Origin of the sequence: Pseudomonas fakonensis (genome assembly GCF_019139895.1) — a bacterium.
Classification (GTDB): Bacteria; Pseudomonadota; Gammaproteobacteria; order Pseudomonadales; family Pseudomonadaceae; genus Aquipseudomonas; species Aquipseudomonas fakonensis.
In genome coordinates this window covers 5,715,351-5,733,124 of record NZ_CP077076.1, presented here as the reverse complement: position 1 = coordinate 5,733,124, position 17,774 = coordinate 5,715,351, and the positions used below count along the sequence as shown (strand labels likewise).

18 protein-coding genes are annotated in these 17,774 nt (G+C 65.3%); 12 read left to right on the top strand and 6 right to left on the bottom strand.

Annotated features, from left to right (window positions below):
• From gspG to KSS94_RS25235, 8 genes are all read left to right on the top strand, one after another.
• Entirely contained in the window at window positions 1–447 is a 447-nt protein-coding gene (gene gspG / locus KSS94_RS25270) for a type II secretion system major pseudopilin GspG (RefSeq protein WP_217840747.1), read from the top strand.
• Window positions 444–896: a prepilin-type N-terminal cleavage/methylation domain-containing protein gene (locus KSS94_RS25265; protein WP_217840746.1), complete on the top strand. Its 453-nt coding sequence runs from the start codon at window positions 444–446 to the stop codon at window positions 894–896. The genes gspG and KSS94_RS25265 overlap by 4 nt, the downstream gene beginning before the upstream one ends.
• Window positions 877–1,260 carry a type II secretion system minor pseudopilin GspI gene (gene gspI, locus KSS94_RS25260; RefSeq protein WP_217840745.1) on the top strand — a complete coding sequence of 128 codons (384 nt, stop codon included), beginning with the start codon at window positions 877–879 and terminating at the stop codon, window positions 1,258–1,260. The genes KSS94_RS25265 and gspI overlap by 20 nt, the downstream gene beginning before the upstream one ends.
• A complete protein-coding gene (gene gspJ / locus KSS94_RS25255) occupies window positions 1,247–1,834 on the top strand; it encodes a type II secretion system minor pseudopilin GspJ (protein WP_217843666.1) in 588 nt (195 codons plus the stop codon). The genes gspI and gspJ overlap by 14 nt, the downstream gene beginning before the upstream one ends.
• Window positions 1,831–2,643 (top strand): type II secretion system minor pseudopilin, encoded by an 813-nt coding sequence (locus KSS94_RS25250; protein WP_217840744.1) that lies wholly within the window; start codon window positions 1,831–1,833, stop codon window positions 2,641–2,643. The genes gspJ and KSS94_RS25250 overlap by 4 nt, the downstream gene beginning before the upstream one ends.
• A complete protein-coding gene (gene gspL, locus KSS94_RS25245) occupies window positions 2,636–3,739 on the top strand; it encodes a type II secretion system protein GspL (RefSeq protein ID WP_217840743.1) in 1,104 nt (367 codons plus the stop codon). Before KSS94_RS25250 ends, gspL begins: the two co-directional genes overlap by 8 nt.
• Complete coding sequence (locus tag KSS94_RS25240) at window positions 3,736–4,200, top strand: type II secretion system protein M (RefSeq protein WP_217840742.1); 465 nt, start codon at window positions 3,736–3,738, stop codon at window positions 4,198–4,200. The genes gspL and KSS94_RS25240 overlap by 4 nt, the downstream gene beginning before the upstream one ends.
• Window positions 4,201–4,264: 64 nt before the next feature.
• A complete protein-coding gene (locus tag KSS94_RS25235) occupies window positions 4,265–4,612 on the top strand; it encodes a NirD/YgiW/YdeI family stress tolerance protein (RefSeq protein ID WP_217840741.1) in 348 nt (115 codons plus the stop codon).
• 84 nt (window positions 4,613–4,696) lie between these two features.
• Here the strand turns inward: KSS94_RS25235 and KSS94_RS25230 are convergent, their stop codons facing one another.
• Window positions 4,697–5,938, bottom strand: a complete 1,242-nt coding sequence (locus KSS94_RS25230; RefSeq protein ID WP_217840740.1) for an MFS transporter — start codon at window positions 5,936–5,938, stop codon at window positions 4,697–4,699.
• A 149-nt stretch (window positions 5,939–6,087) separates the two neighbouring features.
• On the opposite strand from KSS94_RS25230, the gene KSS94_RS25225 reads away from it, so the two are divergent.
• The 4 genes from KSS94_RS25225 (at window position 6,088) to KSS94_RS25210 (ending at window position 8,543) form a co-directional block, all read left to right on the top strand.
• Window positions 6,088–6,993: a LysR family transcriptional regulator gene (locus tag KSS94_RS25225; protein ID WP_217840739.1), complete on the top strand. Its 906-nt coding sequence runs from the start codon at window positions 6,088–6,090 to the stop codon at window positions 6,991–6,993.
• Between the two features lie 52 nt (window positions 6,994–7,045).
• Window positions 7,046–7,819 (top strand): ParA family protein, encoded by a 774-nt coding sequence (locus tag KSS94_RS25220; RefSeq protein WP_217840738.1) that lies wholly within the window; start codon window positions 7,046–7,048, stop codon window positions 7,817–7,819.
• A gap of 69 nt (window positions 7,820–7,888) precedes the next feature.
• Complete coding sequence (locus KSS94_RS25215; RefSeq protein WP_217840737.1) at window positions 7,889–8,197, top strand: type II toxin-antitoxin system HigB family toxin; 309 nt, start codon at window positions 7,889–7,891, stop codon at window positions 8,195–8,197.
• Window positions 8,187–8,543 carry a helix-turn-helix domain-containing protein gene (locus KSS94_RS25210; RefSeq protein ID WP_217840736.1) on the top strand — a complete coding sequence of 119 codons (357 nt, stop codon included), beginning with the start codon at window positions 8,187–8,189 and terminating at the stop codon, window positions 8,541–8,543. Before KSS94_RS25215 ends, KSS94_RS25210 begins: the two co-directional genes overlap by 11 nt.
• A gap of 19 nt (window positions 8,544–8,562) precedes the next feature.
• Here KSS94_RS25210 and trxC read toward each other — a convergent pair whose 3' ends face one another.
• From trxC to betA, 5 genes are all read right to left on the bottom strand, one after another.
• A complete protein-coding gene (gene trxC / locus KSS94_RS25205; RefSeq protein WP_217840735.1) occupies window positions 8,563–8,997 on the bottom strand; it encodes a thioredoxin TrxC in 435 nt (144 codons plus the stop codon).
• A gap of 89 nt (window positions 8,998–9,086) precedes the next feature.
• Window positions 9,087–10,547, bottom strand: coding sequence for a protein adenylyltransferase SelO (gene selO, locus KSS94_RS25200; protein ID WP_217840734.1), 1,461 nt, complete (start codon window positions 10,545–10,547; stop codon window positions 9,087–9,089).
• Window positions 10,548–10,727: 180 nt separating this feature from the next.
• Window positions 10,728–14,033 carry a mechanosensitive channel MscK gene (mscK, locus tag KSS94_RS25195; RefSeq protein WP_217840733.1) on the bottom strand — a complete coding sequence of 1,102 codons (3,306 nt, stop codon included), beginning with the start codon at window positions 14,031–14,033 and terminating at the stop codon, window positions 10,728–10,730.
• Between the two features lie 35 nt (window positions 14,034–14,068).
• Window positions 14,069–15,811 (bottom strand): potassium/proton antiporter, encoded by a 1,743-nt coding sequence (locus KSS94_RS25190; protein ID WP_217840732.1) that lies wholly within the window; start codon window positions 15,809–15,811, stop codon window positions 14,069–14,071.
• A 244-nt stretch (window positions 15,812–16,055) separates the two neighbouring features.
• Window positions 16,056–17,753, bottom strand: a complete 1,698-nt coding sequence (gene betA, locus KSS94_RS25185) for a choline dehydrogenase (protein ID WP_217840731.1) — start codon at window positions 17,751–17,753, stop codon at window positions 16,056–16,058.
• Between the last annotated feature and the right edge of the window lie 21 nt (window positions 17,754–17,774).

Below are 17,774 nucleotides of genomic sequence, written 5' to 3'. Positions count from 1 at the left end.
ATGTCCTTTCGTTTTTCGCGCCGCGCCCAAGCTGGTTTCACCCTGATCGAGATCATGGTGGTGGTGGTCATCCTCGGTGTGCTCGGTGCCCTGGTGCTGCCCAACCTGATGGGCCGCCCTGATCAGGCCAAGCTCACTGCCGCCCGCACCGATATCCAGTCGATTTCCACCGCGCTGGAAATCTATCGCCTGGACAACGGCCGCTATCCCACCACCGCCCAAGGCCTGGAGGCGCTGGTCAAGCGGCCAAGCCTGGCCCCGCTGCCCCGGCTGTGGAACCCGCAGGGCTACCTGAAAAGCATGCCCGCTGACCCCTGGGGCACCACCTACCAGTACGCAAGCCCTGGCACCCGCTCGAACCTGGGTTACGACCTGTACTCGCTGGGTGCCGATGGCCAGGCCGGAGGCGAAGGCCTGGATGCGGAAATTGGTAACTGGCCTGAATGAGCCGTCTGACTTCGCGGGGTTTCACCCTGCTGGAGCTGTTGCTGGTCCTGGCGTTGCTGGCAACGCTGGTGGGTTTGACCGGTCTGTCGTTCGGCCACGACCCGCAACGACAAGCACAGCAGGAGGCCAGCCTGTTCCGGCAGATGTTGCAACTGGCACGTCAGCGCGCGGTGCTGGAGGGAGCGCCTTTTGGGGTGTGGGTGGAGGGGCAGGAGTACCGCCTGTACCGGCGTAGCCAGCAAAGTTGGGAACCGGCAGGCGAACCTCGCGATACCGGTTTGCGGCTATTGCTGCTGCTCGACGGCCAACTGCCGGCTCAGGACGGCGAACCGCAATTACTGATTCACGAGAATGACGAACACAGCGTGTTTTCCCTGCACTTTCACCAGGACGTCGAGCGCCTGGCCTCGGTCTCGAGTGATGGCCTCAATGACCCCTGGCTCGAATGACCAGCACGGTTTCACCTTGCTTGAGGTGCTGGTGGCGCTGAGCGTATTCGCGGTGCTGGCGGTCGCCATGGGTAGCGCGACCCAGCACATGCTGGCGCAGAGCCGGCAGATGGAGACGCGCCTGCTGGCCAGCTGGTTGGCCGACAACCACATGGTCAGGCTGCGCCTGCAGCCCGCGCCGGGGCCGGGCAGCCGCAGCCTGGAAGTGGACTTCGCCGGCCGGCGCTGGGTGCTTGAAGAGCAGCGGCGGGTACTGGCCGGCAAACAGCTACTGCAGGTCGATGTGCAGGTCCGGGGCGCCGGTGCACCCGCTTTCGAGCACCATGCCAGCGGCTGGTTGGAGGTGGACGATGGCTCCCAGTGAGCGCTGCCGGCGTCAGCGTGGGTTCACCTTGCTGGAACTGATGCTGGCGGTGGCGATCTTCGCGATGTTGGCCGTGGGCAGCGCGCAGTTGGTCGAGCGCATGGTGCGAGCCGATGCCGCGCGCCAGATGCAGGCGGACGAACTACGTGCGTTGGGACGGGCGCTGAGCCTGATCCAGCGTGATGCGGTGCAAGGGGTGTTCGTCGGCGAGCTGCTGCACGCGGCATTCGCCGTGTCCCTGGATGGCACCCGGGTACAGTGGCTGGTGGGGGCGCAACAGGCGACCGGCATGCTTGGAGCCAGCGATCTGCGGGTGGTCGAGTACTGGCTTGAGGGTGGCACCTTGTGGCGCCGACGGCGCTCCCTGGAGCATGGCGAGGGGCGCGAGCAACGTTTGCTGGAGGGCGTTCAGGCACTGAGTTGGCGGCTGCACACACAAGATCAGGGGTGGTTGTCACAATGGCCGGGCGCCAAGCGGCCGAAGTCGGCGCCGGACGCTCTGGAAGTCAGGCTTTCCACTGCCCGTTACCAGCAGGTGCTGCGGGTGTTGCCCATGGCCGGGGCGAGCCGGTGAGGGCGGCCCGCCAGCGTGGGCTGGCACTGGTCACGGTATTGCTGGTGATGGCCCTGTTGACCCTGCTGGTTGCCGGCATGTTGCGCAGCCACCAACTGCTGGTGGTCGGGGTTGGCCAGCAACTGGAGGCGAATCAATTGTTACAGCTGGCATCCGCCGGCGAACGCCTCTTGCTGCGCCAGCGGGCTAACCATGGGCCGCAACAACTGCAGTTGGCCGACAACCGGCTGGAGCTGCGCGTCGAAGACCTGGGTGGGCGCTTTAACCTGGGCGCGCTGATCGGCCGTGAGGCGCTTGACCCGGTGCTGCTCGAGCGTTGGCAGCGGCTATGCGCATCCTTGCAGATTTCCGTGCCGGCAGTGGACGCACTGGTCGGGCAGACGATCCTCGACGTCAGCCAGCTGCGCCAGTTGCCAGGCCTGAGCCCCGAGGCGTTCGAGCGCCTGCGGCCCTGGGTCGCGGCCTTGCCCGCCAAGGCTGGCCTGAACGTCAACAGTGCTTCGGCTCGGGTACTCGCCACGCTGGACGGCATCGGGCTGGCGACAGCCCGGCAGGTGTTGGCCGAACGCCCGCCGGCAGGTTTTGCCAGCGTGCAGCAATTTCTTGCCACCCCGGCGCTTGCCGGGCGGGTGGTACAGGCCCAGGGGCTGACGGTGAGCAGCCGCTGGCTGCGCCTGGAAATACTGGCCGACCGGCCATCGCGGCGGCTCTACCTCTACAGCGATGTGGAAATCGATAGCGAGACGGGACAAGTGCATGTGGTGCGTCGACGTTTTTCGGCAGTGCGCGAGCCGCAGCCGGATGAGTGAGCAGGGCATCTACCTGCTTGCGCAGGGCTTGCAGCAGGTATCGGACAACTGGCCGGTGGTGTTCTGGACCCGGCAGGGTGAAATTGGGCGTTGCCGCTTGGGTAGCCTGCCTGCCGGTTTTGCCGGTGAACCCACGGTGCTGGTGTTGCCGATGGAAATGCTCGGCAGCGCCCAGGTGCCCGGCCTGCCAGGGCGCCGGCCGTCGCGCGAGGCGCTGGGCTATGCGCTGGAAGAGCAACTGGCGGCACCGCTGGAAATGCTCCACCTGGCATACGCGCCTGCCGGGCGGCAAGGGCCGCGGCGGGCGCTGGTCATCGAGCGTGAGCGCCTGCACGCCGTGCTGGCGCTGCTGCACGGCCAAGGTATCGACCCCTTGGCCATCCACGCCGATGCTGACCGACTGTTCGACCAGGCCGGGGCGCTATGGCTGGAAGGCCGTTGGCTGGTCGGCGGGGCAGGGCAGCCGCTGCTGGCGGTGAGTGCGCCTGCGGTGGCGGGCCTGGCCCCGTTGTTGCCAGCGATGCCGTGGTTGGCCGAGGACCTCGCCCAGGCCCCATGCAACGAGCAGCTCGACAATGCCATGGCGCTGCTGGTGCGGGGACGCAGCGCAGCCATCGATCTGCGTCAGGGTGATTTTCGCAGGCGCAGGGCCGACATACCTTGGCAGCCGGCGTTGGCGGTGGCTCTGGTGGCCTGGTTGATGGTTTGTCTGGCCGATCAGTTGCGTGCCGATTGGCTGGAGCAGCGTACTGCCCGTTTGCATGCCGAGAATCTCCAGCAGGTTCAGCGCTGGGTACCTGGCCAGGCACCTGTCGGTGACCTGGCTCCGTGGGTCGAGGCGCTGCAGCAACGGCCGCCACCGACCACCCAGGTGCAGCAACTGGCTAAGTTGGGGGAGCAACTGGTGCAAACCGGCAATCTGCGCCTTGAGCGCGTCGAACGGGCCTTGGGCCAAGGTTGGCGGTTGGAGGTAGTGGGGCAGCGTTTCGACGACCTGGAGCGTTTGCGAGAGCGCTTGCCGGGCCTGGTGATGGGCCAGGCCAGGCAGGCTGAACAGGGTGTGCAGGCAAGCCTCACCTGGGCGGGGGATCAATGATGGCCAAGCTGGTTTCCAGCCTGAGTGCGCAGTGGCAGGGGCTTGGCGCACCTCGCCGGGTCTGCTTGCAACTGTCGGGCTGGTTGCTGCTGGCGGTGCTGACCTGGCTGTGGCTGTGGCAACCCGGGCAGCAACGGATGCGTCTTGCCGAGCAGGCGCTGTCGCGTGAGTTGGCGCTCGGCAGGCAGTTGCTGCAGGTCACTGGCGTACCCAGCCTTGGGGCAGGGCAGGTGCTGACCCCGGCGCGCCTGAGTGAGGGCGCTACCGCCGCCGGCTTGCAGATCATCGACCTGCACACCCGCGAGGGGCGTATCGAGGCCAGCCTGCAGGGGGCTCCTGATGCCCTGTTGCAATGGCTGCACGGGCTGGAGCAGGGCGGCGCCCGGTTCACAAGCCTGCAACTTCAGGCGCGCGATCGGCAATTGCACGTACGGCTGGGTCTGTCGCTGGACCCTGGCTGATTAAGCTTGGCTTCAGCAGGCGCCGCTAACCTGTGCCCATCGAAACCCGCAAAGGACACTCCCCATGAAAGCCCGTTACCTGCCCCTGATCCTCGCCCCGCTGTTCAGCACCGCCGCCCTGGCTGCCGGCTATACCGGCCCCGGCGCACAGTCGGTGACCACCGTCGCCGCTGCCAACGAGGCCGCCGATGACACCCCGGTGGTGCTGCAAGGCTACGTGACCAAGAAGATCAACAACGACGACAAGTACGAGTTCAAGGACAACACCGGCACCATCACCGTCGAGATCGACGACGAAGACCTGCCGCCGACCCCGTTCAACGACAAGACCAAGGTCAAGCTGACCGGCGAGGTGGAGAAGCACCTGATGAGCCGTGAGGTAGATGTGGACATCGTCGAGATCATCAACTGATCTGCAGGCCCAATCGCCGGCAAGCCGGCTCCTACAGGGTGACGCGCATCCCTGTAGGAGCCGGCTTGCCGGCGATTGGGCCCTTCAAGCGACCTTGGGCGGCAGCTTGCTCAGATGAACCGCCACCAGCAACGCCACCGCCAGCAAGCTGCCAATGAACAACCCGATGCCGTTCCAGCCCCATTGGTGCCAGAACACCCCGCCAGCGGTGCCCGCCACACTCGACCCCGCGTAGTAGCAGAACAGGTACAGCGACGATGCCTGCCCCTTGGCCTTCAATGCCCGTCGGCCGATCCAGCTGCTGGCCACCGAGTGCGCGCCGAAAAAGCCGAAGGTGAACACCAGCATGCCGACGATGATCATCGCCAGGGGGCTGGCCAGGGTCAGCAGCAGGCCGCCGCTCATCACCAGGATGCTCGCCCAGAACACCTTGCGCCGGCCCAGCTTGTCGGCCAGCGCGCCCACCTGCGCCGAGCTGTAGATGCCCGACAGGTACACCACCGACAGCAACCCGACCAGCGCCTGGTTCATGTGGTAAGGGCCGGCCAGCAGGCGGTAGCCGATGTAGTTGAAGAGGGTGACGAAAGCGCCCATCAGCAAGAAGGCTTCGAGGAACAGCCAGGGCAGGCCGGCATCCTTGAAATGCTGGGTGAAACCGTCCAGCAGGCTGCGCGGGTTGAGTGCCTGGGGGCGGAAGTTGCGCGACTCGGGCAGCACCTTCCAGAACACCAGCGCTGCCGCCAGGGCCAGGCCACCGATCACCAGCATTGCCGTGTGCCAGCTGACGAAGTCGATCAGCACGCCGGTGATCAGGCGTCCGCTCATGCCGCCAATGGCGTTGCCGCCAATGTACAGGCCCATGGCCAGGCCGATGTGCTGCGGGTGGATCTCCTCGCTAAGGTAGGTCATCGCCACCGCTGCCAGGCCACTCAGCGACAGCCCCACCAGGGCGCGGGTGGCCAGTACCAGCTCCCAGCTCGGCATCACCGCACTGGCCAGTGTGGCCAGTGCGGCGCTGGCCAGGGCGAAGACCATCACCGGCTTGCGCCCGATGCGGTCGGAAATCGGCCCGGTAATCAGCAAACCGATAGCCAGCATGGCGGTGGCCACCGAAAGCACCAGGCTGCTTTGCGCGGCGTTGATGGCGAACTCCTGCGACAGCAGCGGCATCATCGGTTGCACGCAGTACAGCAGGGCAAAGGTGGCGAAGCCGCCGCTGAACAGGGCGAGCACGGTCTTCATGAAGGCCGGGGTGCCTTTTTCGATCCAGCTGTCGTTGAAGACGGGGGCGGGTTCGGCGGGCAGGGGGGCGACGGCAGATCTCACGGATGGGTACCTCGGGCGCGCTGGCCGGTGTTGCAGTGAAGAGTTGCAATGGAAAGCTGCGATGAAAAAATCATATAGCCGGCTAATAATTAGATCCAATATATTGTTCGACCTGTTTAAGACGTTTTACGACCTATTAGGGGCCGACCTTGGAACTGCGCCATCTGCGTTACTTCATCGCCGTAGCCGAAGAGCTGCACTTTGGCCGTGCGGCCCAGCAGCTGGGCATCTCGCAGCCGCCCCTGAGCCAGCAGATCCAGGCCCTGGAGCAGGAACTGGGGGCGCGGTTGTTCGAGCGCACCAACCGTCGGGTCGAGCTCAGCGAAGCCGGCCGGCTGTTCCTGGACGAGGCCCGCCAGGTGCTGGCGCAGGTGGACAAGGCCGCTGACGTGGCGCGCCGGGCGCAGTTGGGCGAGCTGGGCGAGATGAAGATCGGCTTCACTTCCTCGGCGCCTTTCACCTCGCGCATTCCCCAGGCGATCCATGCCTTCCGCCAGCGTTTCCCTTCGGTGCACCTGAACCTCAAGGAGATGAGCAGCCGCGACGTGGTGGAGGCGGTGTACGACGAGTCCATCGAAGTGGGCCTGATGCGGCCGATGCCGCTGCCCGAGGGCATTCATTGCACTGAGCTGTTCCGCGAACCGCTGGTGGCCGTGCTCAACGCTTCGCACCCGCTGGCGGCAGGCAGCGAGCAGGGGATTTACATGCAGGCGCTGGCCCATGAGCCGTTCGTGTTCTTCCCGCGCAGCTACGGCAGCGGGTTGCATGCGCAGTTGCTGAGCCTGGCGCGCCAGGCCGGTTTCAGCCCGCATTTCGCCCAAGAGGCCGGCGAGGCGATGACCATCATCGGGCTGGTCTCGGCGGGGCTTGGGGTGTCGGTGCTGCCGGCCTCGTTCCAGCGCATGCGCATCGAAGGCGTGGTGTACCGCACCCTGCTGGACGAGCAGGCCATGACCGCGGTGTGGCTGGTGCGCCGCGAAGCGTCGAGCTCGGCCATGGCCAACGCCTTCGTTGCCCTGCTGGCCGGGCTGCAAATGCCCGAAGGTGCTGGCTAAACCGCTGCGCTGGTCACATACTCGGGCATTCGTTGATACACGGAGGTCTGACATGCGGCGCGTGGTATTCAATCAGAAAGGTGGCGTGGGCAAGTCGAGCATTGCCTGCAACCTGGCGGCGGTCAGTGCCAGCGAAGGCTACCGGACCCTGCTGATCGACCTGGATGCACAGGCAAACTCCACCCAGTACCTCACCGGCCTGACCGGCGACGACATCCCCATGGGGATTGCCGACTTCTTCAAGCAGTCGCTGTCCAGCGGCCCGTTCGCCAAGAAGAACAAGGTCGATATCTACGAAACCCCGTTCGACAACCTGCACGTGGTCACCGCCACGGCGGAGCTGGCCGACCTGCAGCCCAAGCTTGAGGCCAAGCACAAGATCAACAAGCTGCGCAAACTGCTCGAAGAACTGGACGAAGACTACGACCGGATCTACATCGACACCCCGCCGGCGCTGAATTTTTACGCGGTTTCTGCGCTGATCGCCGCTGATCGCGTGCTGATTCCCTTCGACTGCGACAGTTTCTCGCGCCAGGCGCTGTACGGCCTGCTGGCCGAAATCGACGAATTGAAGGAAGACCATAACGACGAACTGGTGGTCGAGGGCATCGTGGTCAACCAGTTCCAGTCACGCGCCAGCCTGCCCCAGCAGATGCTCGACGAGCTGCTGGCCGAGGGTTTGCCGGTGTTGCCGGTGTACCTGGGCAGTTCGGTGAAGATGCGCGAATCGCACCATGCCAGCCTGCCGCTGATTCATCTGGAGCCACGGCACAAGCTGACCCAGCAGTTTGTCGAGCTGCATGACTTGCTGGAGCGTAGTGCTTAAGCCCAGCTCTGCACTTGCAGCGCTGGTGGCTTGTGGCTAACATCTCCCAAAATGGGAGGTTTTGCCTGGATGCGGGTTATCGCAAAGCGAACGTTGGTCAGATTCTGGCAGTCGTCTGGACATGAGGATGCCAAGGCTCCGCTCGAAAGCTGGCACGATCTGATGCTCAAGGCCGACTGGTCATGCCCTCAGGATGTAAAAGCGCAGATCGGCAGTGCCAGCATTTGTGCGAACAACCGCGTGGAGTTCAATATTGGTGGCAACAAGTACCGCCTTGTGGTGGAAATGCAGTACCGGGCCGGTATCGCCTGGGTGAAGTTCGTCGGTACGCACAAGCGTTATGACGAGATCGACGTGGAGACGATCAATGAATATTAAGCCTATCCGCAGCGATGCTGACCTGCAGGCCGCTTTCCAGCGGCTGGAAGCCATTTTTCAGGCCGAACCCGGCACCCCGGAGGCGGATGAAATGGAAGTGCTTGTGACGTTGATCGAAGTCTATGAGAACAAGCATTACCCCATCCACGCGGCCGACCCGATCGAAGCCATCAAGTTCTGTATGGATCAGCAAGGGCTCACACCTCGGGATCTTGAGCGCTACATCGGGCCGAGTGGTCGGGTTTCCGAAGTGCTGAACGGTAAGCGTGGCTTGAGTCTGAAAATGATCAAGCGCCTGCATGATGGTCTGCGAATCCCATACGAATCCCTCTTTGCAGGCGCTTGACCGTCCCCTTGCGTGCAGTCTAGACCCCTTGGCCGCGTAGCCACTCAAGCAACGACTGCAACGGAAACGCCCCCGCCTGACGCGCCACTTCGCGCCCGTTCCTGAACAAGATCAAACTGGGGATCGAGCGAATGCCCAACTGCCCGGCCAGGTTGCGGTTGGCTTCGCTGTCCAGCTTGGCCAGCCGGCAGCGACCGCTGAGCTGGCGCGCAGCCTGTTCGAACACCGGGGCGAAGCTCTTGCACGGCCCGCACCAGTCGGCCCACACATCCAGCAGCAGCGGCAGGTCGCCCTTGATCTGGGCGCTATAGTTGGCTTCGCTCAGATCGAAGGGGCGGAGCAGCAGCATGTCCTGCTTGCAGCGGCCGCATTTCGGGTGGTCGCCCAGGCGTTCGGCGGGCAGGCGGCTGAGGCCGTTGCAGTGGGGGCAGGGGATAACCAGGGGGTTGGACATCAAGGTCTCCAGTCGAAAAGTGCAGGGGCCGCTGTGCGGCCCAATCGCCGGCAAGCCGGCTCCTACAGGGAACGTGCATGGCTTGAGAATCAGGATGAGCAGCTGATTTCCAGGTGCTTGCCCCACTCCGGTGGCCGTTCGGCATACGCCTGCATGCCATCCTGCTCGTCGAACGGCTTGCTCAGCACCTGGTGCAAGCGCCGCACCTCACTGTAATCGCCCGCCTCAGCCGCCTCGATGGCCTTCTGCGCCAGGTAGTTGCGCAGTACATACAGCGGGTTCACCCCGTGCATGCGCTCGCGCCGCCCCTCGGCATTGCCCGGCTCGCGCTGGCAGCGCGCCAGGTAGTCGGCGCCCCAGGCGTCGAACCCGGCCAGGTCGATGAAGTCGTCACGTACCACCTGCAAGGCTTCGGCCACCGGCTGCTCGCCAAGGCGGCGGAAGAACAGCGTGTAGTCCACGCCGCCGCTCTGCATGCGCTGCAACAGGCGCTCCACCAGCGCCATGTCGTCGTCCTCGGCGGTGGTCAGGCCCAGCCGGCGGCGCATCAGGTCGAGGTAATGGGCCTGGTACAGCGGCAAGAACAGCCCCAGTGCCTCTTTGAGCGGCTCCACCTCGATGACCGTGGTCAGGGCCTGGGCCAGGGCGCTGAGGTTCCAGTGGGCGATGGGCACCTGGTTGGCGTAGCTGTAGCGGCCACGGTCGTCGGAGTGGTTGCAGATGAAGTTGGCGTCGAAGTCGTCGAGGAAGGCGTAGGGACCGAAGTCGAAGGTGATGCCGAGGATCGACATGTTGTCGGTGTTCATCACCCCATGGCAGAAACCGTAGGCCTGCCAGCGGGCGATCAGCTCGGCGTTGCGCTCGACGATGCTGCGGAACATGGCCAGGTACGGCTGCTCGGCTTCGACGCACTCGGGGTAGTGCTCGCGCAGCACATGGTCGATCAGCACGCGCTGCTGTTCGGGCTGCTGGGTGTAGTAGAAGTACTCGAAGTGGCCAAAACGCACATGGCTCTGCGCCAGGCGCAGCAGCATGGCTGCGCTCTCGCGGGTTTCGCGCCATACCGGGGTGCTCGAGCCGATCACGCACAGCGCGCGGCTGCTGGGAATGCCCAGGGCGTGCAGCGCTTCGCTGGCGAGGAACTCGCGGATCGACGAGCGCAGCACGGCGCGGCCATCGCCCATGCGCGAATACGGGGTCTGGCCGGCACCCTTGAGGTGCAGGTCCCAGTGCTCGCCGGCGTCGTTGACCGCCTCGCCCAGCAGCAGCCCGCGGCCATCGCCCAGGCGCGGGTTGTACGAGCCGAACTGGTGGCCGGAATAGACCATCGCCCGCGGCTCGGCCTCGGCCCACAGCTTGTGTCCGCTGAAAAGCTCGGCGAACACCGGTTCATGGGCCTGGGCCGGATCGAGGTCGAGCAGGGCCATGGCCGACTCGCTCGCCACCACCAGGCGCGGCTCGGCGATGGGGTCGGGCAGAACCTCGGTGGAAAAGGCATCGCCCAGGCGGGCGAAGCGGTTGTCGAAGCTGAGGTGGTCGAGGGCGTTCACGGGCCTGCTCCTGGGTATCGGGCTACTGGGGTCGCGCTGCGACCCTTCGCGGGCAAGCCCGCTCCCACAGGTCAAGCGCAATGCGCAATTGCGGCGCGGTCCCTGTAGGAGCCGGCTTGCCGGCGATCGAGGGCGCAGCCCTCGCTGGGTTTGAGCACAGAATAAAGTATTCGAACCCTCTTAGGCCCCAGGCGTGCCATCCGCTTTGCCATCCATGGGAATCAACTGCTGCCGGCCACCTTTGGTGTCCATCAGGAACACCTCTACCTGGCGCACCGAGATCTTGATGCCGTGGGCCTTGAACTCGCGGTCGATGTAGCGGTTGACCTCGTCCAGGGTCGGGTTGCGGTCGCCCAGGTCGCGCACGTGCATGCGCAACTCGTGGTCCAGCGCGCTTTCGCCGAAGTTGAGGAAGTACACGATCGGCTCCGGGTCCTTGAGTACCCGCGGGTTGTCGTGGGCGCCCTTGAGCAGCAGGTCACGCACCAGGTCCAGGTCCGAGCCGTAGTCGATGCCCAACTTCAGCGTTACCCGGGTAACCGTGTCGGTCAGCGACCAGTTGATCAGCTGGCCGGTGATGAAGGTCTTGTTGGGGACGATGATGTCCTTGCGGTCGAAGTCGGTGATGGTGGTGGCGCGGATGCGGATCTTGCTCACCGTGCCGGACAGGTTGCCGATGGTGATAGTGTCGCCGATGCGCACCGGGCGCTCGAACAAAATCATGATGCCGGAGATGAAGTTGGCGAAGATCTCCTGCATGCCGAAACCCAGCCCCAGCGACAGCGCCGCCACCAGCCATTGCAGCTTGTCCCAGCTCACCCCGAGGGTTGCCAGGGTGCTGACGATGCCCACCCCGACGATCACGTACGACAGCAGCGTGGTGATGGCGTAGGCACTGCCCTGGGCCAGGCTCAGGCGCGACAGCACCAGCACCTCCAGCAGGCCCGGCAGGTTGCTGGCCAGGGCCACGGTGATGCCGGCGATCACCAGCGCGCCGAGCAGGTCGCCGAGGCTGATCGGCACCATGCTGGCGGTGGCGCCGGTGCCGCTGCTGTACTCGTACAGGGTGACGTTGTTGAGGTAGGAGAACACGCTGATCAGGTCGGCCCACACCCAGTACAGCCCGGCGATGAAGCCGCCGAGCAGGGCCAGGCGGATCAGGCGCAGCGACTGCTGGTTGACCTGTTCGATGTCCAGCGTCGGCTCCTCGATCACCACCTCGCCATCCAAACCTTCCTTGGCCGCCTGGCGCTTGCTCAGCGCACGCTGGTAGGCCAGGCGCCGCGCCGCCACCGACAGGCCGCGCACGAATGCGGCCTCGATCACCAACCAGAACAGCAGCAGGTAGAGGGTGTAGATGAGCCGGTCGGTGAGCTTCAGGGCGGTGTAGTAGTAGCCGAAGCACACGGCGACGAACAGGGCGATGGGCAGGGCGGTGAAGGCCACCCCGACCGCCTTGCGAAACAGCGAGGTGTCACGGTGCGCCGGGCTGCTCAGCAGCAGGCGGCTGAGCAGCCAGGCCATCAGCGCATAGCAGGTCAGCACCACGCCGATGCCCAGCACGTCGTCGGCCAGCGCCGAGGGCTGGTGCTCGGCCACCGCCACCACGCCCACCAGGGCCAGCACCACGGTGCCCAGGCGGCGCACCCAGCCGCGCAGGAATTCGACCTGCGGCTTGTGCCAGCGGAAGTGGATCTCGGCCACACCGCCCGGGGCCAGGATGCGATACGCGGTATAGAACACCAGCCAGGCCTGGGCCAGTTGCCACAGGGCGGCGCCCAGGTTGGCGTTCTGCCCGCGGGCGTCGATCTGCAGGGCGTAGCTGCCCAGGGCCAGGGCCAGCGCCAGGGGCATCGCCAGCAGGATGTTGACCAGGATCGCCTGGGGCGTATGCCACTGGCTGTCGCGTTTGAAGTGGCCGATGTCCTGATGGACCTTGCCCAGGCGTCGGTACAGCGCCTTGCGCCGCCACAGCAGCGCGCCGATCACCAGCAGTAGCGGCAGGAACAGCAGCGGGCGCTGGATCAGCCCGTCGGCCACTTCGCTTATGCCCGAGCCCCAGGGCAGGCTGGCGACCTGGTCGGCCAGGCGCTGCGGCACGTACTGCAGCCATTCCCAGTCCAGCGGCTTGTTGCTGGGGATCCAGAACATCTGCTCTTCGAGGGTGGTGCGCAGGTTCTGCGCGGTACCCAGCAGCTGCTTCTGGTTCAACTGCAGGGTGATCGACTCGTTGAGCAGCGCCGAGAGTTCGCGGTTGAGCCGCTCGAGCAGGTCGCTGCGGGTGATCGCCACCTCCAGCAGGGCTTTGCGCAGGGCCGGGCTGGCATCCTCTTGGGGCTGGCTGGCGAGCAGCTTGTCGACGTAGCTGGACGGGCTGCTCATCTGCTCGCGCTGCTGGTTGATCTCGAACTGGTACAGGCGGATGTCGGCGATCTGGTCGGCCAGGTCGCGGTCCAGCTTGAGGTGCGGCAGGGCCTGCTTCTGCTTGTAGAGGATCTTGGACAGCAGCAGGCTGCCCTTGAGCACGTTGATCTGCTCGTCCAGCGCCTGGTCGGCCTGGGTCAGACTGTCGAGCTGCTGCTTGGCGCGCAGGTTCTGCTGGGTCAGCTCGTTGAGCCGGTCGGTGCTCTTGAGCAGGTAGTCGGAGAGCTTGAGGTTGGCCGCGCTTTCGTTGGCCAGCAGGGTGCTGCCGCCGGCCTTCTGCGCCTCGATCGACTGCTGGGTGACGGTTTGCTGGGACTGTGCCAGGCGCTTGTTGTTGATCAGCGTCTGCAGGTCCTGGATCTCCTGCTCCAGGCGCGCGGCGCGCTCGATCAGCAGGTCGTGCTGGGCGCTGCCGAGGTCCTGCAGCAGGCTGTTGCCGGCCAGTTCCTGGCGGCGCAGCAGGGTCAGGGCGTTGAGCGAGGCCTGCTCGGCGTTGAGCTGGTTGCGCAGGTCGCTGGTCAGCGGCTTGCCATTGTCCTTGCCGGCCTTGAGCGCGTTGCTGATCTGCTGGATGCGCGTCTGGTTGTTGCTGATTTCGGCCTGGGCGCGCTCGGGGCGGGTCTGGGCGTTGATGATCAGGCTGTTGGCTTCGCTCAGGGCCTTCTGCAGCTCGCCCTGCTGGGTGCTGCGTTCGCTGAGCATCTGCTCAAGCTGCGGCACGTTGAGGTTGGCGTAGCGCTGGGTCACCGGTGCGCTGCTGCTGCCCTTGAGCTTGATCAGTTCACGCTGGCTGTCGCGGATCTGCTGGGGGGCGCCGGTCAGCTGCTGCTTGAGGGCGGCGAGCTTGTTCTCGCTATCCTCCTTGCTGGCCAGCAGCGCCAGGGTCTGTTCCAGCACCTGCTGCACGGCTTTCTGCTCGGCTTCGGGCAGCTTGCGCTCGGCGATCTTGTCGAGGCTGGTCTGGATGCCGGGGGTGGTGGGTACTTCCGCCGCGCCGGCGGCGAACGACAGGGTCAGGCACAGCCCTAGCAGGGCTGCGCGGCTATACACGCGCAGGGACATAGGCAGAATTCTTGTGCGACGAGGCAAATCGGAGTTTAGAGGAACAACCCGGGGCTTGGCCGGGTTCCTTCGGGGAATCTGACGCCCACTTTCTGGATCTTGTTCCCGTCCATGACTGCGACGGTCCAGATCGTGCTGTGCCATTCGATCTGGTCGCCTACTACTGGAGCGCCTCCGACCTTTTGTCGGATGAACTGCGCCAGCGGCATTTTCGCGTCCAGGCCATCGAGTTTCAGGCCGTAAAGCGCCGCCACCGCACCCAGTTCGGCATCGCCTTCGAGCACGAAATCGCCGAAGAAGCGCAGGTCCAGGCCGCGTTGCGGTGCCTGGCTGAACAACTTGCCCAGGGCCGGCAGGTTGTGTTCGTGGCCGATCACGCAAAGCATGTCGCCCACCTCCAGTACCGTGCTGCCCGAGGGGTGCAGCAGTTGCTCGCCACGAAACAGCGCGGCGATACGCGTGCCTTCGGGCATTTTCAGCTCGCGCAGGGCGGCGCCGATGCACCACTTTTCGGCGCCCAGGCGGTAGACGAACAGCTCCCACTCGCTGGTGATATGCACCTCCAGCGCCGAGCGCGAGATCGGCGCCGGGTCCGGCGGTACGGTGACTTTCAGCAGCTTGGCCATCCACGGCAGGCTCGTGCCTTGCACCAGCAGCGACACCAGCACGATGAAGAACGCCAGGTTGAAGAACAGCTGGGCGTCCGGCAGGCCGGCCATCAGCGGGAACACCGCCAGAATGATCGGCACCGCGCCGCGCAGCCCGACCCAGCTGATAAAGCCTTTTTCGCGACCATGGAAAGCCTTGAACGGCAGCAGGGCGGCAACCACCGACAGCGGCCGCGCCACCAGGATCATCCACAGCGCCAGGCCCAGCGCGGGCACGGCGATGGGCAGCAGGTCGTGGGGGGTGACCAGCAGGCCCAGCACCAGGAACATGCCGATCTGCGCGAGCCAGGCCATGCCGTCGAGCATGTGCAAAATGCCGTGGCGGCTGCGGATCGGCTTGTTGCCCAGCACCAGGCCGCACAGGTACACGGCGAGGAAGCCGCTGCCGTGCAGGGCGTTGGTCAGCGAGAACACCGCCAGCCCCCCGGCCACCACCAGAATCGGGTACAGGCCACCGGCCAGGTTGATGCGATTGACCAGTTGCAACATCAGCCAGCCGCCGCCCAGGCCCAGCAGGCTGCCGATGCCGAACTCGCGCAGCAGGTGGGTGAGCAGGCTCCAGTGCAGGCCGGTCTGGCCGCTGGCGATCATGTCGATCAGGGTGACGGTGAGGAACACCGCCATCGGGTCGTTGCTGCCTGACTCGATCTCAAGCGTGGCCGTGACCCGCTCGTTCAGGCCCTTGCCGCCGAGCAGCGAGAACACCGCCGCAGCGTCGGTGGAACCAACGATGGCGCCGATCAAAAGGCCCTGGATCAGGCTCAGGTCGAACAGCCAGGCGGCGACCATGCCGGTCAGCCCGGTGGTGATCAACACCCCGACCGTTGCCAGCGACAGCGCCGGCCATAGCGCCACGCGAAAACTCGCCACCCGGGTGCGCAGGCCGCCGTCCAGCAGGATTACCGCCAGGGCCAGGTTGCCCACCAGGTAGGCGGTCGGGTAGTTGTTGAAGATGATGCCGCCACCGTCGACGCCAGCGACCATGCCGACGGCGAGGATGATGACCAGAATCGGGATGCCCAGGCGCGAGGACAGCGAGCTGACCAGGATACTGGCCCCGACCAGCAGAGCGCCGATCAGGAACAGGCTGTTGATGGTGCTCGCATCCAAAGGCGTTACTCCGGTACATCGCGGGGAAAAAGGACCTTGATAGCCTCGGGCTAGCAGGTCGCGTGCCAATCGATTCTAACCTGATGAATTGGCAGGCTGTAAAGCGTTTCTGCATATGAAAAAAGGCACCTCGAGAGGTGCCTTTTTTAGGGGGTTGCCTGGCCGGGCCTCATCGCCGGCAAGCCGGCTCCTGCAGAGATCCCTGTAGGAGCCGGCTTGCCGGCGATTGGACTTGATGCGGCCTTCAGCCTTGCTTCACTTCACGCATCGGCTTGCCCTTCACCGGGGCGTCACCGGCCACGTAGTACTTGGCGGTGCTGCGCGGCAAAGGCTTGCGGCCACGGATCTTGTCGGAGATTTTCTCGGCGATCATGATCGTGGTGGCGTTGAGGTTGCCGGTGATGATCAGCGGCATGATCGAGGCGTCGACCACACGCAGGCCCTGCATGCCGTGCACGCGGCCTTCGCCATCCACTACCGCCATGTCGTCGGTGCCCATCTTGCAAGAGCAGGACGGGTGGAAGGCGGTTTCGGCGTGCTCGCGGATGAACTTGTCCAGCTGCTCGTCGGTTTGCACGTCGGCGCCCGGGCTGATTTCGCGGCCGCGGTACGGGTCCAGCGCCGGCTGGGCCATGATTTCGCGGGTCAGGCGGATGCCATCACGGAACTCCTGCCAGTCCTGCTCGGTGGCCATGTAGTTGAACAGGATGCTTGGGTGCTGGCGCGGGTTCTTCGACTTGGCCTGGATACGGCCACGTGCCGGCGAGCGCATGGAGCCCATGTGCGCCTGGAAGCCGTGTTCTTTGACGCCGTTCGAGCCGTTGTAGTTAATCGCAACTGGCAGGAAGTGGTACTGGATGTTCGGCCACTTGAACTCGGGGCGGGTACGGATGAAACCGCCGGCCTCGAACTGGTTGCTGGCGCCGATACCGGTGCCTTTGAACATCCACTCGGCGCCGATGGCCGGCTGGTTCCACCACAGCAGCGACGGGTACAGCGACACCGGCTGGGTGCAGGCGTACTGCAGGTACAGTTCCAGGTGGTCCTGCAGGTTTTCGCCGACGCCTGGCAGGTCGTGGACCACCGGGATGTCGAGGCTTTCCAGCAGGGCGCGCGGGCCGACGCCGGAGCGCTGCAGCAGTTGCGGCGATGCGATGGCGCCGGAGCTGACGATGACTTCCTTGCGGGCGCGGGCTTCGACGCGCTCTTCGCTGTCACCCACCAGGTAGGTCACACCCACGGCGCGCTTGCCGTCGAACAGCACGCGGTCGCTCAGGGCGTGGGTGACGATGGTCAGGTTGGGGCGCTTCTTGGCCTGGTCCAGGTAACCGCGGGCGGTGCTGGAGCGGCGGCCGTTCTTGGTCACCGAGCGGTCCATCGGGCCGAAGCCTTCCTGCTGGTAGCCGTTCAGGTCTTCGGTGCGCGGGTAGCCGGCTTGCACGCCGGCCTCGACCATGGCGTGGAACAGCGGGTTGTTGCCGGCTTTTGGCGTAGCAACGCTGACTGGGCCTTCGCCGCCGTGGTAGTCGTTGGGGCCGATGTCGCGGGTTTCCGCTTTGCGGAAGTACGGCAGGCAGTCCAGGTAGGTCCAGTCTTCCAGGCCTGGCAGTTCAGCCCAGCCGTCGAAGTCCATGGCGTTGCCGCGGATGTAGCACATGCCGTTGATCAGCGACGAGCCACCCAGGCCCTTGCCGCGGCCACACTCCATGCGGCGGCCGTCCATGTGCGGCTCCGGGTCGGTCTCGTAGGCCCAGTTGTAGCGCCGGCCCTGCAGCGGGAAGGCCAGGGCGGCCGGCATCTGGGTGCGGAAGTCGAAGCGGTAGTCGGGGCCACCGGCTTCCAGCAGCAGGACCGTGACGCTGGCGTCTTCGGTCAGGCGGGTGGCCAGGGTGTTACCGGCAGAGCCGGCACCGACGATGATGTAATCGAATTCTTGGGACATGCAAGTACCCTCGTGTTGGCG

Bases quoted from the DNA above. Each gene is read 5' to 3' on its own strand.
- mscK (WP_217840733.1), bottom strand. From the start codon at position 14,033: ATGTCCCTGCGCGTGTATAGCCGCGCAGCCCTGCTAGGGCTGTGCCTG.
- gspG (WP_217840747.1), top strand. From the start codon at position 1: ATGTCCTTTCGTTTTTCGCGCCGCGCCCAAGCTGGTTTCACCCTGATC.
- KSS94_RS25210 (WP_217840736.1), top strand. From the start codon at position 8,187: ATGAATATTAAGCCTATCCGCAGCGATGCTGACCTGCAGGCCGCTTTC.
- betA (WP_217840731.1), bottom strand. From the start codon at position 17,753: ATGTCCCAAGAATTCGATTACATCATCGTCGGTGCCGGCTCTGCCGGT.
- KSS94_RS25240 (WP_217840742.1), top strand. From the start codon at position 3,736: ATGATGGCCAAGCTGGTTTCCAGCCTGAGTGCGCAGTGGCAGGGGCTT.
- KSS94_RS25215 (WP_217840737.1), top strand. From the start codon at position 7,889: ATGCGGGTTATCGCAAAGCGAACGTTGGTCAGATTCTGGCAGTCGTCT.
- KSS94_RS25265 (WP_217840746.1), top strand. From the start codon at position 444: ATGAGCCGTCTGACTTCGCGGGGTTTCACCCTGCTGGAGCTGTTGCTG.
- gspJ (WP_217843666.1), top strand. From the start codon at position 1,247: ATGGCTCCCAGTGAGCGCTGCCGGCGTCAGCGTGGGTTCACCTTGCTG.
- gspL (WP_217840743.1), top strand. From the start codon at position 2,636: ATGAGTGAGCAGGGCATCTACCTGCTTGCGCAGGGCTTGCAGCAGGTA.
- trxC (WP_217840735.1), bottom strand. From the start codon at position 8,997: ATGTCCAACCCCCTGGTTATCCCCTGCCCCCACTGCAACGGCCTCAGC.
- gspI (WP_217840745.1), top strand. From the start codon at position 877: ATGACCCCTGGCTCGAATGACCAGCACGGTTTCACCTTGCTTGAGGTG.
- KSS94_RS25220 (WP_217840738.1), top strand. From the start codon at position 7,046: ATGCGGCGCGTGGTATTCAATCAGAAAGGTGGCGTGGGCAAGTCGAGC.
- KSS94_RS25235 (WP_217840741.1), top strand. From the start codon at position 4,265: ATGAAAGCCCGTTACCTGCCCCTGATCCTCGCCCCGCTGTTCAGCACC.